At 70.9% G+C, this 15,123-nt stretch carries 14 protein-coding genes; 6 read left to right on the top strand and 8 right to left on the bottom strand.

Annotated features, from left to right (window positions below):
• Nucleotides 1–63: 63 nt before the first annotated feature.
• Nucleotides 64–2,172, top strand: a complete 2,109-nt coding sequence (locus HHX35_RS20825) for a M6 family metalloprotease domain-containing protein (protein ID WP_310739199.1) — start codon at nt 64–66, stop codon at nt 2,170–2,172.
• Between the two features lie 135 nt (nt 2,173–2,307).
• Here the strand turns inward: HHX35_RS20825 and HHX35_RS20820 are convergent, their stop codons facing one another.
• The 6 genes from HHX35_RS20820 to HHX35_RS44685 form a co-directional block, all read right to left on the bottom strand.
• The gene (locus HHX35_RS20820; protein ID WP_182900437.1) at nt 2,308–3,327 is read right to left on the bottom strand and encodes an aminotransferase class V-fold PLP-dependent enzyme; all 1,020 of its coding nucleotides are present in this window, start codon (nt 3,325–3,327) and stop codon (nt 2,308–2,310) included.
• Between the two features lie 146 nt (nt 3,328–3,473).
• Nucleotides 3,474–5,729, bottom strand: a complete 2,256-nt coding sequence (purL, locus tag HHX35_RS20815; RefSeq protein WP_182900436.1) for a phosphoribosylformylglycinamidine synthase subunit PurL — start codon at nt 5,727–5,729, stop codon at nt 3,474–3,476.
• A complete protein-coding gene (gene purQ, locus HHX35_RS20810; RefSeq protein WP_139579754.1) occupies nt 5,726–6,409 on the bottom strand; it encodes a phosphoribosylformylglycinamidine synthase subunit PurQ in 684 nt (227 codons plus the stop codon). Before purQ ends, purL begins: the two co-directional genes overlap by 4 nt.
• Nucleotides 6,410–6,591: 182 nt before the next feature.
• Nucleotides 6,592–7,041, bottom strand: coding sequence for an ATP-binding protein (locus HHX35_RS20805; RefSeq protein WP_079315171.1), 450 nt, complete (start codon nt 7,039–7,041; stop codon nt 6,592–6,594).
• Between the two features lie 174 nt (nt 7,042–7,215).
• Nucleotides 7,216–7,461: a phosphoribosylformylglycinamidine synthase subunit PurS gene (purS, locus tag HHX35_RS20800; RefSeq protein WP_139579756.1), complete on the bottom strand. Its 246-nt coding sequence runs from the start codon at nt 7,459–7,461 to the stop codon at nt 7,216–7,218.
• 76 nt (nt 7,462–7,537) lie between these two features.
• Nucleotides 7,538–7,888, bottom strand: coding sequence for a helix-turn-helix domain-containing protein (locus HHX35_RS44685; RefSeq protein ID WP_310739198.1), 351 nt, complete (start codon nt 7,886–7,888; stop codon nt 7,538–7,540).
• Nucleotides 7,889–8,274: 386 nt separating this feature from the next.
• Here HHX35_RS44685 and pdhA point away from each other — a divergent pair, with 386 nt between their 5' ends.
• The 5 genes from pdhA to HHX35_RS20770 all read left to right on the top strand — a co-directional run bounded on the left by pdhA (nt 8,275) and on the right by HHX35_RS20770 (nt 13,150).
• Nucleotides 8,275–9,366: a pyruvate dehydrogenase (acetyl-transferring) E1 component subunit alpha gene (gene pdhA / locus HHX35_RS20790; RefSeq protein WP_240809401.1), complete on the top strand. Its 1,092-nt coding sequence runs from the start codon at nt 8,275–8,277 to the stop codon at nt 9,364–9,366.
• The gene (locus HHX35_RS20785; protein WP_182900435.1) at nt 9,363–10,337 is read left to right on the top strand and encodes an alpha-ketoacid dehydrogenase subunit beta; all 975 of its coding nucleotides are present in this window, start codon (nt 9,363–9,365) and stop codon (nt 10,335–10,337) included. The genes pdhA and HHX35_RS20785 overlap by 4 nt, the downstream gene beginning before the upstream one ends.
• 16 nt (nt 10,338–10,353) lie before the next feature.
• The gene (locus HHX35_RS20780) at nt 10,354–11,790 is read left to right on the top strand and encodes a dihydrolipoamide acetyltransferase family protein (RefSeq protein WP_182900434.1); all 1,437 of its coding nucleotides are present in this window, start codon (nt 10,354–10,356) and stop codon (nt 11,788–11,790) included.
• Between the two features lie 71 nt (nt 11,791–11,861).
• Nucleotides 11,862–12,149: a hypothetical protein gene (locus HHX35_RS20775; RefSeq protein WP_182900727.1), complete on the top strand. Its 288-nt coding sequence runs from the start codon at nt 11,862–11,864 to the stop codon at nt 12,147–12,149.
• Complete coding sequence (locus tag HHX35_RS20770) at nt 12,146–13,150, top strand: TIGR04500 family putative peptide maturation system protein (RefSeq protein WP_182900433.1); 1,005 nt, start codon at nt 12,146–12,148, stop codon at nt 13,148–13,150. Before HHX35_RS20775 ends, HHX35_RS20770 begins: the two co-directional genes overlap by 4 nt.
• 96 nt (nt 13,151–13,246) lie before the next feature.
• Here HHX35_RS20770 and HHX35_RS20765 read toward each other — a convergent pair whose 3' ends face one another.
• Together HHX35_RS20765 and HHX35_RS20760 are read right to left on the bottom strand one after the other, a co-directional pair.
• Entirely contained in the window at nt 13,247–13,654 is a 408-nt protein-coding gene (locus tag HHX35_RS20765; protein WP_182900432.1) for a hypothetical protein, read from the bottom strand.
• Between the two features lie 106 nt (nt 13,655–13,760).
• Entirely contained in the window at nt 13,761–14,990 is a 1,230-nt protein-coding gene (locus tag HHX35_RS20760; RefSeq protein WP_182900687.1) for a serine hydrolase, read from the bottom strand.
• Nucleotides 14,991–15,123 lie beyond the last annotated feature (133 nt).

Below are 15,123 nucleotides of genomic sequence, written 5' to 3'. Positions count from 1 at the left end.
CCGTTGGTCTTCCCTACAAGTGACCGATGATCTGCGTCAATAGTCTCTATAGCGTCATAATTCGTGAAACTCTCAAAAACGCTGTTCCCGGGCATAGTGGCGGCCATTGCGCTCGCCCCGCTCGCGCTGACGGCGGCTCCCGCCTCCGCGGCCCCCGGCGGAGACCCGGATCTCCCCTGGCGTCGTGACCACTGGCCCCAGACCCAGCCCTGGCAGCGCGACCAGCCGGACGAGGCGCAGGCCCTGCGTGGCCGCCCGTCGCGGGTCGTCGCGCCGATCGACCCGCAGAACTGGAAGAACCCCGACCACATGACGTGGGCGGACTACAAGAAGATCCCGGGCACCGACTGGGCGAACCCCGCCGTGAAGGGCTCCGCGCGCACCTTCAAGGGCGCGCTCGTGCTGGTGGACTACCCCAACCAGCCGTTCGTGGTCACCCGGCCGCAGAACTCGACCGTCTTCGGCAACCCCAGCGCCGAGGCCCACGACATCCCCCGCGACCAGGTCGCCAAGTTCTACCAGGACTTCCTCAACACCCCCAACCAGCTCAACAAGGGCCACACCCTGCACGAGTACTGGATGGAGGACTCCGGCGGCCGGTACGGCGTCGACCTCACCGCCTTCGGCCCCTACACCATGCCGGGCAAGTCGTACGAGTACGGCATGGAGTATCAGCGGGACGCCTGCCCGGCGGGGGACAACTGCAACAGGAACCTGCGTACGGACGGCAACGCCGCCTGGCTGAACGCCGTCGGCCAGGAGGTGGCGAGCCAGTTCGACTTCGTCTTCTACCTGAGCGCCGGCCAGGACGAATCGTCGACCTGGCAGGAGTTCGGCATGATGAAGTTCCCCACCAAGGAGGACGTCACCGACGACTTCGGCCCGCCGGACCCGAACCTGCCCAACTGGTCGAAGACGCGCTACGTGGACTGGACCTCGTGGGCCGCGGGCTCGGCGTTCTGGCCGAACGCGCGCTTCGGCATCGACTCGGTCCAGACCGAGAGCTCCGGCATGGGGACGTTCGCCCACGAGTTCAGCCACATCATGGGCATCGCCGACAACTACAACAACCCGTACGGTGTCCCGGCCCGCCGGGCGTACACCGGCATCTGGGAGATGCTCAGCCGGGGCAGCTTCAACGGGCCGGGCGGACCGCACAGCCGCTGGCTGATCCCGCCCACGGCGGGCGCGTCCATGGGCGCCCAGCACATGCTGCGCAACAAGATCAAGCTGAACATGGTGGACGAGCAGAACGTCCTGCGCCTGTCGCGTGACGCGCTCGCCCAGTCGGGCCTCGTCGTCGCCGACGTCACGGCCCGCAGCGTCCAGCCGGGCGAGAAGGGCCTGACGGGCGTGAACATCGCCTTCGGCACCGGCGACAAGTCCACGGGCTCGTGCAACACCGCGACCGATCCCCTGTGCGACGGCGGCGGCTACGACAACTACACGGTCGAGGTCGTCGACCGCGTGGGGACCGACTCGTTCACCCCCGACTCCGGTGTGCTGCTGGCCAAGACCAAGGACCAGGACAGGGCGCCGTTCGAGTGGGTGATCGACGCCAACCCGCAGGACATCGGCATGACCGACTACGTGCTGCCCGACGGCACCAAGGTCCCGATCACGATCGGCGACTACCGGCAGCTCGCCGACGCCCTCTTCCACGCCGGCACCGACTCCGGCAGTCAGTACGAGTACGTGGACCAGGCCAACCGCCTGCAGTTCTACGTCATCGACCCGCACCGCGGCCGCGACGGAACGCTGTCGTACACGGTCGCCGTCCGCTCGCTCGACGGGTCGGGACCGCAGAAGCGGGGCGTGAAGCTGCTCCCGGGCGCCGGAGTCCCCGCGGCCCAGAAGGGCGTGTCGACGTGCCGGTTCCCGCTGTTCAACACCGGCAAGGCGGCGCCCGCGCAGGGACAGCACCCGGAGGACGTCGGCAAGTACCTCGACAGCGACGTCTACCGCCTGCAGGCGAAGGTCGACGGGAAGGGCTGGTCGGTGATCACGCCGAACGCCCTCACCGCGGTCGGCTTCGGCACGCACGACGACGTCACCGTCCACGCCCAGCGTGCCGACGGCGGCAGCCGCCTGGCCACCGTCACGCTCACAGCCACCTCGGAGAGCGACCCCACCAAGACCGCGACGGCCGAGTGCCACGTCATCGGTCTCTAGGGTGACCGCGCCGGCCCTTCCGGCCACCCCTCCCGCCGTGTCGGCGGCGCCCCGTGGTGGCGCCGTGACCACCGGTCTGGGGTGCGCCGGAGGGTTCGGCGCCGCCGCTGGCCGGGGTGCACTGGACTGCCGGGCTCAGACCAGCGCCGCGACGGCGGTGTCCACGTCGGCTTCCGTCGTGTAGAGGTGGAAGGCGAGGCGTGCCGCGCCGTTGCGGACGGATGCGCGGATGCCGGCCGCCGCGAGCCGCTGGGCCGCGCCCGGGCGGGTGACGCTGACGATCGCGCTGTCGCCTGGCGGCATGCCGAGGCCGGTCCGGAACCGGTTGGCCAGCCGTACGTCGTGGTCGTTGATCGGACCGATGCCGATCTCCAGGAGCAGCTCCAGCGTGGGGGCGGCCGCGACGTAGGAGAACCACGGGGTGGCGATGTCGAATCGCCGGGCGTCCTTCGCCAGCCGCAGGGGCGGGCCGTACGACGCGTCGCCGTCACCGGCGTACCAGTTGGCGGCGATCGGCCGGATGCGGTCGCGCACGGCCGGGCTCACGTAGCAGAAGGCGGTGCCGCGCGGGCACATCAGCCACTTGTACGCCGAGACGGCGAGGACGTCGAAGGGCGTCGCGTCGACCGGCATCCAGCCGACCGCCTGGGTGGCGTCGGCGACGACGAGTGCGCCGTGCGTCCGCGCCGCCGCGACGACCTCGTCCGCGGCCGCGACCTCACCCGTCGCGGACTGGACCAGGCTGAAGGCGACCGCGTCCGTGCGCTCGTCGATCGCTCCGGGCAGGTCCGCGGGCGGCACCGTGCGCACGTCGAGATCGTGCGCGAGCCAGGGGAACAGGTTCGACGTCTGCTCGATGTCGGGGACGACGACACGTGAACCGGGCGGCAGCGAGGCCGCGACCGGGGCCAGCACCTGCGAGGCGGAGGCGCCCACGGCCACGTCGTCGGCCGCGACGCCGACCAGCCGCGCGAACGCGGCGCGCGCGCGATTGGTGGACCGGTCCCACTTGTCCCAGCCGTTGGCCCCGCGACGCCACTCGGCCAGCGCGCTCTGTAGCGCCTCGAACGCCGGCTCGGGCGGTATGCCGTAGCTCGCGGTGTTCAGCCATCCCGGCTCCGGATCCCACAGACGTACCGCCTCGTCAAGATTCATCCTGGTAAGCCTAGGTCGTATCTGACGAATCATGGCCCTGCTGCGCGTGGCCCAGGCGGCGCGACGTGCTCTACGGCGACCGTGACAGGCGAAGGCCCTTCCGGACGAGGGACGATCCGTTCGGAAGGGCCTTCACTCGATCAGAATCAGCCGAAGACGCGCGGGAGCGCGGACGTGTGCACCTCGCGAAGCTCCTCGACCGGGACGTCGAGGACGCCCTCGACCGTGAGCGCGGAACCGCCGGTGAGGCCGAGCCCGGAGCAGGTGACCTCGTGGCGGGCGCACAGGTCGGCGAAGGCGTCGAACGCCTCGGGCCGTACGCACACCAGCGCCCGCGCGGCCGACTCGCTGAACAACTCCACGAAGGCGTCCTCGCCCGGCAGGGTGACCGTGCAGCCGACGCCCTGGGCGAGGCACGACTCCGCCAGGGCGACGGCGAGACCGCCGTCGGACAGGTCGTGGGAGCCCTCCAGCAGCCCGCGGGCCGCCGCCTCGGTCAGCACCGCCGCCAGGCCGCGCTCGGCCTCCAGGTCCGCCTGCGGCGGCAGGCCGCCCAGGTGGCCGTGGACGACGTGCGCCCACTCCGAGCCGCCGAACTCCTCGCGGGTCTCGCCCAGCAGGAGGACCCGCAGGCCCGGAGCCGTGAAGCCGGACCTGACCCGCTGTGCCACGTCGTCGATCACGCCGAGCACGCCGACCACAGGCGTCGGGTTGATCGCGGTCGAGCCCGTCTGGTTGTAGAACGACACGTTGCCGCCGGTCACCGGCACACCCAGGGTCCGGCAGGCGTCGGCCAGCCCGCGTACGGCCTCGGAGAACTGCCACATGACCTCGGGGTCCTCCGGCGAGCCGAAGTTGAGGCAGTTGGTGACGGCGAGCGGCTTCGCGCCGGTCACCGCCACGTTGCGGTACGCCTCCGCCAGCGCGAGCTGCGCCCCCGTGTACGGATCGAGCTTCGCGTAGCGGCCGTTGCCGTCGGTGGCGAGCGCGATGCCCCGGGTGGTCTCCTGCGCGCCCGGCATGACCTCGGAGATGCGCAGCATGCCGGCGTCGGCGGGCTGGGCCAGGACCGTGTTGCCCCGGACATACCGGTCGTACTGGGAGGTCACCCACTCCTTGGACCCGACGTTGGGCGAGCCGAGCAGGGTGAGCAGGGCGCCCCGCAGGTCCTCTGGCCTCGGCAGGCGCTCGGGACCGTCGGCGTTGAGCGCCGCCTGCCCGGCGGGCTCGTGGAAGGGGCGCTCGTAGACCGGGCCCTCGTCGGCGGCCGTGCCCGGCGGGATGTCGACGATGACCTCGCCGTCCCACGTCATGACGAGCCTGCCGGTGTCGGTGACCTCGCCGATCACGGTCGCCGGAACATCCCACTTGTCGCAGATCGCCATGAAGGCCGGGATGTCGTCGGGCGTGACGACCGCCATCATGCGCTCCTGCGACTCGCTCATGAGGATCTCCTCGGGCCGCAGCGTGGGATCGCGCAGCGGGACGAGGTTGAGGTCGACCTCCATGCCGCCGGTGCCCTTGGCGGCCAGCTCGGTCGTGGCGCAGGACACCCCGGCCGCGCCGAGGTCCTGGATGCCGACGACCACGTCCGCCTGGTAGAGCTCCAGGCAGCACTCGATCAGCAGCTTCTCCATGAACGGGTCGCCGACCTGTACGGCGGGCCGCTTGGCCTGCGACTCGTCCTCGAAGGTGGCCGACGCCAGCACCGACGCGCCGCCGATGCCGTCCGCGCCGGTCCTGGCGCCGAACAGCACGACCTTGTTGCCGGGGCCGGGCGCGGTGGCCAGCTTGATCTGGTCCTTGCGCAGCAGGCCGACGCACAGGGCGTTGACCAGGGGGTTGCCGATGTAGCAGGGGTCGAAGACGACCTCTCCGCCGATGTTGGGCAGGCCGAGGCAGTTGCCGTAGTGGCTGATGCCCTCGACGACCCCGGGCAGCACACGGCGCGTGTCGGGCTGGTCGGCCCCGCCGAAGCGCAGCGCGTCCATGACCGCGACCGGCCGGGCGCCCATCGACATGATGTCGCGCACGATGCCGCCGACGCCGGTCGCGGCGCCCTGGTGCGGCTCGACGTACGACGGGTGGTTGTGCGACTCGATCTTGAAGGTGGCGGCCCAGCCGTCGCCGATGTCGACCACACCGGCGTTCTCGCCCATGCCGACGAGCAGGGCCTCCGACTCGGGCGCCTTGGTCCCGAACTGCCGCAGGTGCACCTTCGACGACTTGTAGGAGCAGTGCTCGCTCCACATGACCGAGTAGATCGCCAGCTCGGAGCTGGTCGGACGGCGGCCGAGGATGTCGCGTACGCGCTGGTACTCGTCGTCCTTCATGCCCAGCTCGACGTACGGCTGGCGCTCGTCCGGCGTCTCCTGCGCCCGCGTGACGGAGTCCAGGGTCATGCGTTCACCAGTCTCTTCAGGATCGAGGTGAAGAAGTGTCGGCCGTCCACGCTCGGCGCGCCGGTCAGGTCCTCGACCGCGTGCTCCGGGTGGGGCATGAGGCCGACGATGTTCCCGGCCTCGTTGGTGATCCCGGCGATGTCGTTCAGGGAGCCGTTCGGGTTGCCGCCCGCGTAGCGGAAGACCACCCGGCCCTCGCCTTCCAGCGCCGCCAGCGTGGCCGCGTCGGCCACGTAACGGCCCTCGCCGTGCTTGATCGGCAGCACGATCTCCTGGCCGTCCGCGAAGTCCGCCGTCCACGCCGTACGCGTGCTCTCCACGCGGATGCGCTGGTCGCGGCAGATGTAGTGGAGACCCTCGTTGCGGGTCAGCGCGCCCGGCAGCAGATGCGCCTCGCAGAGGATCTGGAAGCCGTTGCAGGTGCCGAGCACGGGCAGCCCGGCCTGGGCGGCCGGGATCAGCTCGGTCATGAGAGGGGAGAACCGGGAGATCGCCCCGCAGCGAAGATAGTCGCCGTAGGAGAACCCGCCGGGCAGGAAGACGGCGTCGACTCCCTTGAGGTCGTGATCGGCGTGCCACAGGGGCACCGCCTCAGCTCCGGCCAGCCGTACGGCTCGCGCGGCGTCCTGGTCGTCGAGTGTTCCGGGGAAGGTGACGACGCCCACCCGGGCAGCGCTCATGACAGTTTTCCCTCCAAGGGTCCCCGCCAAGGCGGACGCCACCGTCATCTGGCCGGACGGCGGTCTGTGGCGGTACACCTCAGGGTATCGGAGCCGCCAAATCGACTCCCCCTGCGGAGGCCTACTTCCGATCACTCGTCACGCCGGGCTCCCCGAGCCCGGCGCGGTGCGGAGCAGGGTCCTCAGACCCCGGCGAGATGACGGTCGAGAGTGAGGTGATGGGCGATGGCGTCCTCGTCCCAGTCGAGTTCCTTGCTCAGGCGCACGGTCGTGCCGCGCCCGGGCGTGATGTCGAACGAGAGATCGTCGACGACGGCGCGCATGATCAGGATGCCCCGGCCGTTCTCGGTCTCCGCCGGCGGATACTGGCGGGGAATCATGTGCAGCCCCTCGCCTTCGTCGGCGACGCGCAACTCGCAGCGGCCGTTGCCTATGGTGGCCATGACCTCGTAACGGTTGGCGGGACCACCGTGCCGCACCGCGTTGGCGCACGCCTCGGACGTGGCCAGGAGTATGTCGGACACGCACTCCTCGGTCACCCCGAGAGACCGCAGCGCGTCTCCCACCACTCGGCGGACCATCGGGATGCCGATCGCGTCCCGTGGCATCGCCAGTGAGAACTCAATATCCACCGGACCCCTCCCCGGTGTCGAAGGTCACCAAGGAAGGCTTCCCCGATGAATCAGGGCTAACCGCAAAATCACGTCCCCGTTATTCAGGACGCACTGGATAGGTGGGTTCGAGACGGACCGATGCCCGATTAGGGGTGGACAAGCCGCGGGAATAGTGGTGTGAAATGCGTCACTTCACCCCTCGACGTGGATCGTGAAGTCCTCGATGACCGTGTTCGCGAGCAGGGTTTCGGCCATCTTTCGGACATCCGAAAGCGCGGCCTCGTCGGCCGGGCCGTCCAGCTCCAACTCGAACCGCTTGCCCTGCCGCACCCCGGAGACCCCGGAGAAGCCGAGTCGCGGCAGCGCCCGGGCGATCGCCTGGCCCTGCGGGTCGAGGATCTCCGGCTTGAGCATGACGTCGACGATGACGCGCGCCACGATGTTCCTCCAATGCGAATGAGGGCCCGCCGAATTCGGGGAGGTCCGCCCGTTCGGAGGTCCGTTTGGGTCAAGCCTAGTGCCGCCTTGTCGGCTCGCCCCCGACGGGCCGCGATGCCGCGCCGGGCGGCGCCCACGGCGGGCACGCGGCTCGGTTCCTGCGCCCCGGCGGGACGAACTCGTCCAGGGACAGGGCGAGCCACAGCTCCAGGCGGTCGCGCGCCTTGCCGAGGTCGCGCCCGCAGACGCGCTCGGCCGTCTGCGGGCGGGCCCGCATCGTGTTCCTGTGCACGCCGAGACGCCTCGCCGCGGCCTCGACGCTCGCGCCGCAGCCGAGGAAGGTCCGGACGGAGGAGACGAGGGCGCCGCCGTGCCGCGGAGCCGCCGCGGGGGAGAAGTCACCCTGGACGAGGCGCTGCGCGCCCACACCGCCGACGCGACGTACGCGCTGCGGATGGAAAACCGGATCGGCGTCCCTGACGCCGGGCAGGCCGGCCGACGTCGTCGTCCTGGACCACGACCTCGACCGCCTCGGCGTGGACGAACCGGCGGGGGTGGACGCGCGGCTGACGATGCCGGGCGGGCGGGCGGTCCACCGCTCCTGAGACGTGGCGCCGGGGTGTGGCGTCCCACAGTCCGGGAATCGGAGAAGTGTGGACGGGCGGGCGGGGTCTTGCGCTGAGGGGTGTGAGTTCTGCCACGATGTCCACATATGCGCCCGGTCGCCCACCCCAGCGGCCGTACGCCCGACGACCCGGCCTGCCTGCGGGGGTGACCCCACCCGCGGGGGCCCGAGACGCACAGGAGTGGCACGTGACAGCCGACGCCCCTCGTGGTGTACACGCACCCCCGGAGCTCGTCCAACTGCTCACCCCGGAAGGGGAGCGGGTCGAGCATCCCGACTACGACATCGAGTTGACCGCGGAGGAGGTCCGCTCCCTCTACCGTGACCTGGTCCTCGTCCGCCGCGTCGACCTGGAGGCCGTCGCGCTCCAGCGGCAGGGCGAGCTCGGCATCTGGGCGTCCCTGCTCGGACAGGAGGCGGCCCAGATCGGCTCCGGCCGGGCGCTCACGGACGCCGACATGGCCTTCCCGACCTACCGGGAGCACGGCGTGGCCTGGTGCCGCGACGTCGACCCGGTCAAGCTGCTCGGCCTCTTCCGCGGCGTCAGCAACGGCGGGTGGGACCCGGCCGAGCACAACTTTCACCTCTACACGATCGTCATCGGCTCCCAGGCACTCCACGCCGTCGGCTACGCCATGGGCATCCAGCGCGACGGCGCCGAGGCGGCCACGATCGTCTACTTCGGCGACGGCGCGACCTCCCAGGGCGACGTGAACGAGTCCTTCATCTGGGCCTCGGTGTTCAACGCCCCCATCGTGTTCTTCTGCCAGAACAACCAGTGGGCCATCTCCGAGCCGCTGGAGAAGCAGTCGAAGATCCCGCTCTACAAGAGGGCCTCCGGCTTCGGCTTCCCCGGGATCCGCGTGGACGGCAACGACGTGTTCGCCTGCCTCGCCGTGACCCGCCGCGCGCTGCAGAACGCCCGCGACGGGCAGGGGCCGACGCTGATCGAGGCGTTCACCTACCGCATGGGCGCGCACACCACCTCCGACGACCCCACCCGCTACCGCCTCGCCGACGAGCTGGAGGCGTGGAAGCTGAAGGACCCCATCGAGCGGGTCAAGGCGTACCTGTTCAAGAACCAGCTCGCCGACCAGGAGTTCTTCGAGAAGATCGACGCCGAGGCCGACGCGCTCGGCAAGGACGTGCGAAGCCGGTGCCTGGCGCTGCCCGACCCGCCACCCCGGGCTATCTTTGATCACGTGTACGCCGGCGCCCACGCACTCCTCGACGAGGAACGCGAGCAGTACCTGACCTACCTGGCGGGGTTCGAACGATGACCACACTCACTCTCGCCAAGGCGTTGAACGAGGGCCTCCGCCGCTCGATGGAGGACGACCCCAAGGTGCTCGTGATGGGAGAGGACGTCGGCAAGCTCGGCGGTGTCTTCCGCGTCACCGACGGCCTGCAGAAGGATTTCGGCGAGGACCGCGTGATCGACACGCCGCTCGCCGAGTCGGGCATCATCGGGACGGCGATCGGCCTGGCCCTGCGCGGCTACCGGCCGGTCTGCGAGATCCAGTTCGACGGGTTCGTGTTCCCGGCCGCCGACCAGATCATCACCCAGCTGGCCAAAATGCCGCTGCGGTCGCTCGGCACGCTCAAGCTGCCGGTCGTCGTACGCATTCCCTGCGGCGGCGGCATCGGGGCGGTCGAGCACCACTCGGAGTCGCCCGAGGCGTACTTCACCCACACGGCGGGCCTGCGGGTGGTCGCGTGCTCCAACCCGGCGGACGCGTACACGATGATCCAGGACGCCGTCCGCTGCGACGACCCGATCATCTTCTTCGAGCCCAAGCGCCGTTACTGGGACAAGGCCGACGTCGACCTCGCCGCCCCCGGCCTGCCGCTCGACCGCGCCCGCACCGTACGGCAGGGCAGCGACATCACGCTGATCGCGTACGGGCCGATGGTGAAGACCTGCCTGGAGGCCGCCGCGGCGGCGGAGGAGGACGGGCGGGACATCGAGGTCATCGACCTGCGCTCGCTCAACCCCCTCGACGTGGATGTCCTGACCGAGTCCGTGACGCGGACCGGACGGTGCGTCGTCGCCCACGAGGCCCCCGTCTTCACCGGCTTCGGGGCCGAGCTGGCGGCGCGCATCACCGAGCGCTGCTTCTACAGCCTGGAGGCGCCCGTGCTGCGGGTCGGCGGGTTCTCCACGCCCTACCCGCCGTCGCGGCTGGAGGACCACTACCTGCCCGACCTGGACCGCGTGCTCGACGCCGTGGACCGCTCGTTCGCGTACTGAGGGGGAGGGACTTCTCATGCTCCGTGAGTTCAGACTCCCCGACGTGGGCGAGGGGCTGACCGAGGCCGAGATCGTCAAGTGGCACGTCGCCCCGGGCGACTCGGTGAAGATCAACCAGACGATCGTGGAGATCGAGACGGCCAAGGCCGTCGTCGAACTGCCGTGCCCCTACGAGGGCACCGTCTCCGCCCTGATGGTCGGCGAGGGCCAGACCGTCGACGTCGGCGCCCCGATCATCTCGGTCGAGGACGGCGAGGGCGGCGCCGGCGCCGGCGCGGGCCGGGAGGCGCTGGCGGACGACATGGTGCCGGACGCGCGGAACGGCGCTCCGGCGAAGGAGGAGCGCCAGCCGGTGCTGGTCGGGTACGGCGTCAAGACGAGCGCCACCCGCCGCCGCCCCCGCAAGCCGGCCGCGTCCGCTCCGCCGGTCGCGCCGGTTCCGCCCGCCCGGACCGCCGCGCCTCCGCCGGCCACTCCCGTTCCGGCCACACCTGCCCCGGTCGTCGCGGCCCCGGCCCGTGCGGCAGGGGGTGTCGATGGGGCAGCGAGTGTCGATGTGGCGCAGGGCGACGGCTCCGCGTCCGCACGGGCGCGCGTCCTGGCCAAGCCGCCGGTCCGCAAGCTCGCCAAGGACCTCGGCGTCGACCTGACGACCCTCACGGGCACCGGCCCCCAGGGATCGATCACCCGGGCGGACGTGGAGGCCGCGGTGGGGGCGCCCGCCCCCGTTCCGGCCGCCGCGCGGCGGGAGGCCGGGGCGCGGGAGGAGTACATCCCCGTCAGGGGGGTCAGGAAGGCGACCGCGCAGGCGATGGTGGCCAGCGCGTTCTCGGCCCCGCACGTGACCGAGTGGCTGCAGGTCGACGTGACCGAGACCATGGAGGCGGTCCGGCGGCTGCGTACGCTGCCCGAGTTCGCCGAGGTCAAGGTCTCCCCGTTGCTCCTCGTGGCGAAGGCCCTGATCACCGCCGTGAGACGGCACCCGATGGTCAACGCCACCTGGACCGGCGAGGAGATCGTGGTCAAGCACTACGTGAACCTCGGCATCGCCGCCGCCACCGATCGCGGGCTGATCGTGCCGAACGTCAAGGACGCCGACGCGATGGCGCTGCCCGAGCTCGCCCGGGCGCTGGGCGAGCTCACCGAGCGGGCGCGGGCCGGCAAGTGCCAGCCCGCCGAGCTGAGCGGCGGCACGATCACGATCACCAACGTGGGCGTCTTCGGCGTCGACGCCGGCACGCCGATCCTCAACCCGGGGGAGGTGGCGATCCTCGCCGTGGGCCAGATCAGGGACATGCCCTGGGTGGTCGACGGGCAACTGGCGGTCCGCAAGGTCACCACGCTGGCGCTGTCGTTCGACCACCGCGTGGTCGACGGCGAGCTCGGCTCGTACGTCCTGCGCGACGTCGGCGCCATGCTGGAGGACCCCCTCCGCATGCTCGCCTGGAGCTGAGCGGGGACCACTCAAGTCGGATGCAAGATCCGAACCAGTGAGGCTCAAGCTCGGATTCCTACCGTTCGCTTGTGATCCTCATACTGAGCGACCGGCGGGACACGACCGTGCGCCGTGTCCTCCCGAAGATCGAGCGCCTGGGCGTCCCCGTGACCTGGTGGGACAGCGGTGAGTTTCCCGCCAGGTCACGGGTGAGCGCGGCCTTCGCCGACAACCGTCTTGTCCACACGGCCCAGCTCGCCCAGCGCCCGGGCGAGCACGTCTTCCTGGAGATCGATCCGAACGGCGCGTGGGCGCCGGTGGAGGAGAGCACCGGGCTGCCGGTCAGCGACGCCATCGCCGCCTGGCCGGCGGCATGACCGCCGTATCGGTGACGGCGTTCGCCGCGGTCCTCGCCGAAGCCGTCGAACTGCTGCGCGGCCTGCGCCGCCGCCGTACGGCCGTTCCCGAGGCCAGGAGCCTGGCCGCGGCGTGGGCGGCCACCCATCCGGAGGCGCGGGCCCAGCTCGTCGTCGGCACGCGTCCGGACAGCCCGCTGGTGGACTACGACCTGCTCGTCGAACATCCGGAGGGTGGCACCGTGGCCCTTTCGGCCTCGCCGGACGACGGCGTGCCCTGGCCGGCCGAGCACTCGGCCCACTGCGCCGCCGGAAATTGGGCCGCCGGACATCTGGTCACGGTCGACCGCGTGCGCCTGCGCGTCGCCGAGGCGCTCATGCTGCTGCCCAGGCGGCCGTACGGCGATCGCGACGTCCACGACGAGATCGTCGAGCAGTGCCTGCTGATGAACGAGACGCTGGAGGACGGCGAGCCCCTCGACGACGCCGACATCCGGGCCGCCGCCGAGGAGTTCCGCGCCGGCCACGGTCTGCGTGACCGCGCCTCCACGCTGGCCTGGCTGGCGGAGATGTCGCTGTCCGGCGAACAGTTCGAGGCGTTCATCGCCGGGATCGCGCTGCGGCGGCGCTTCCGGCGGCGCAAGGAGGCCGAGCTCGCACCGGGTCACTTCGCGGCCCACCGCTGCGACTTCGACCGCGTACGCGCGCTGTGGGTGACCGGCTCACAGCCGGTGAACGGCGAGTTGCTGCGTGGCGTGGGCGGTCTGGTGGGCTGCGGGGAGGCCGTGGTGACCGTCGGTGCGCGGTGGGCCAGAGACCTGCCCGCGCCCCTGCGCCACGCCGCGCACGACACGCTGGTCGGTCCCGTGGCGTACGGCGACGGCTATCTGACCGGGATCGTGCTGGAGCGCCGGGTGGGGCGGGACGACCCGGAGACACTGGCCGCGGCGGGCGAGACCGCCTTCGACGAGTGGCTCGCCGGCCGGCGCAGGCGGGCCTCCATCGAGTGGCACTGGCTGTGAGGACCTGGCTGAACGTGATCGGCGGCCGGGTGACGGGCATCGCCGGGCCGGTCGTCCCCGCGTCCCGGGGTCCGGAGAGGACCCCGGGACATCCCGTCAGGCGGCGTCGAGAGCTGCGGTGATCTTGCGGGCCATGTCGGCCATGGTGGGGCTGGGCCCGCCCTTCTGAGCCTGGGTGGCTGCATCGAGGGCGACGATGACGGTGCCGCGGAAGTTGTCGGCCTCTGCCGGAGCCTGCTTCTTGAGCAGGCTCATGGCCGCCGTCAGGGCCGGCAGCACGTGGTCGGCGAGTTCGGCCACGGACTTGCCGTCCAGGTTCATGCCCGTCGACTTCTCGGCGAGCACGTGCCCGACCAGGCCGGTCGCGGAGGTCAGGGCGATGGACCCCGCGGTGGCGACCTTGTGGGGCGAGCCGGCGGCACCGGCGGCGGCCAGCAGCGAGACGGCGCCGTAGGCGGCGGTCCGCAGGGTGATCTTGTCCTGGTCGGTGAGGGTGACGGACATGGTCGTGTGGTCCTTTACATCTGTTATACGGATAGCGGGAAGGGTCCTGCCGGTGCCCGGGGCGTCAGGGGCCTGAGGGCGGGTCTGCCGGGACGCGGGCTCGGTGTCAGTCGTCGATCGCCTGGTAGAGCGTGGTCCAGAAGTCGTGGATGAGCTGCATCGAATCCGGGGTGGACGCCCCGACCTGGGTGAGCAGGAGCCCGGTGAGTCGCTTGACCGGGTCGGCGTAGGCCGCGGTGCCGCTTCCGCCGTCCCAGCCGAACTGGCCGACGGAGGCGTAGTCGCCGCGGTAGGTGCGCACCGCCATCCCGAAGCCCCAGCCGCCGTGCTGCCCTTGGCCGTGCGAGATATGGACGTTGTCGACGGCCATGGCGTTGCGGGCGGCGTTCTGCTCGGGCGTGAGGCGGTTGGTGGTCATCAGCTCGACGGCGGGCCGGGACAGGATCCGCTTCCCCTTGTGCACTCCGCCGTTGAGCAGCATGCGGAAGTAGGCGTGGTAGTCGTCGACGGTGGAGGTCAGCCCGCCGCCGCCGCCCTGGAACGCCGGAGGCTCGCTCCACCGTCCTCCCTCGGCCTCGTCCCACACGAGGAACTCGCCGGTCCGCGGGTCGGGGGCGTAGAGGGCCGGCAGCCGGTCGATCTTGTCGGAGGGCACGTGGAAACCGGTGTCGGTCATCCCCAGCGGATCGAAGATGCGCTCGCGCAGGAACTCCTCGAACGACTGGCCCGTGACCCTGGCCACCAGCACGCCGAGCAGGTCGCTGCTGATGTGGTACTGCCAGCGCTCTCCGGGCTGGTACATCAGCGGAAGCGTGCCGAGGCGGCGCATCCACTCATCCGGCTCGGGCATCGGCACCGGCAGGTTGGGCGTGAGCCCCTGCTCGAAGACCGCGTTCATGATCGGAGTGCCCAGCGACGTCATATCCATGCCGATCCCGAACGTGGAGGTCAGCACGTCCCGCACGGTGATCGGCCGCCGCGCCGGCACGGTGTCGTCCAGCGGTCCGTCGATCCGCTTCAGCACCCGGCGGTCGGCCAGTTCCGGCAGCCACGGCTCCACCAGGTCATCCAGCCGCAGCCTGCACTCATCCAGCAGGACCATCGCCGCCGCGACAGAGACCGGCTTGGACGTCGAGGCCATCCGGAAGATCGTGTCCCGGCGCATCGGCGCGCCACCGTCATGACGCATCGTCCCGATCGCTTCGACGTGCGTCCGGTCGCCCCGGCTGACCAGGGCGACGAGCCCGGGAATCCTCCCCGACTCGACATACCGCGCCAGCACCTCGCGCAACCTGCGCAGCCCGGTTGCGGACAAGCCGCTGTCGCCGGTTTCCATCATGAATCTCCTCACGCACAGTGGTCGATCTGCCCTTATCGGGACTCCCTCTGCGGCGCCACCGGCACTCGCAAGTGTTCGGGAATCTCTGAACGTCTGCGACACTACATTGCATTCACTAATCGGTCAACAA

Origin of the sequence: Microbispora sp. H10830 (assembly GCF_014161375.1) — a bacterium.
Classification (GTDB): domain Bacteria; phylum Actinomycetota; class Actinomycetes; order Streptosporangiales; family Streptosporangiaceae; genus Microbispora; species Microbispora catharanthi.
Note: the sequence above shows the minus strand (reverse complement) of the source record. Positions and strands in the feature narration are given on the sequence as shown.

Coding starts and splice junctions, on each gene's coding strand:
- HHX35_RS20820 (WP_182900437.1), bottom strand. CDS start 3,327: ATGAATCTTGACGAGGCGGTACGTCTGTGGGATCCGGAGCCGGGATGG.
- purL (WP_182900436.1), bottom strand. CDS start 5,729: ATGACCCTGGACTCCGTCACGCGGGCGCAGGAGACGCCGGACGAGCGC.
- purQ (WP_139579754.1), bottom strand. CDS start 6,409: ATGAGCGCTGCCCGGGTGGGCGTCGTCACCTTCCCCGGAACACTCGAC.
- HHX35_RS20785 (WP_182900435.1), top strand. CDS start 9,363: ATGACCACACTCACTCTCGCCAAGGCGTTGAACGAGGGCCTCCGCCGC.
- HHX35_RS20780 (WP_182900434.1), top strand. CDS start 10,354: ATGCTCCGTGAGTTCAGACTCCCCGACGTGGGCGAGGGGCTGACCGAG.
- HHX35_RS20770 (WP_182900433.1), top strand. CDS start 12,146: ATGACCGCCGTATCGGTGACGGCGTTCGCCGCGGTCCTCGCCGAAGCC.
- HHX35_RS20765 (WP_182900432.1), bottom strand. CDS start 13,654: ATGTCCGTCACCCTCACCGACCAGGACAAGATCACCCTGCGGACCGCC.
- HHX35_RS20760 (WP_182900687.1), bottom strand. CDS start 14,990: ATGGAAACCGGCGACAGCGGCTTGTCCGCAACCGGGCTGCGCAGGTTG.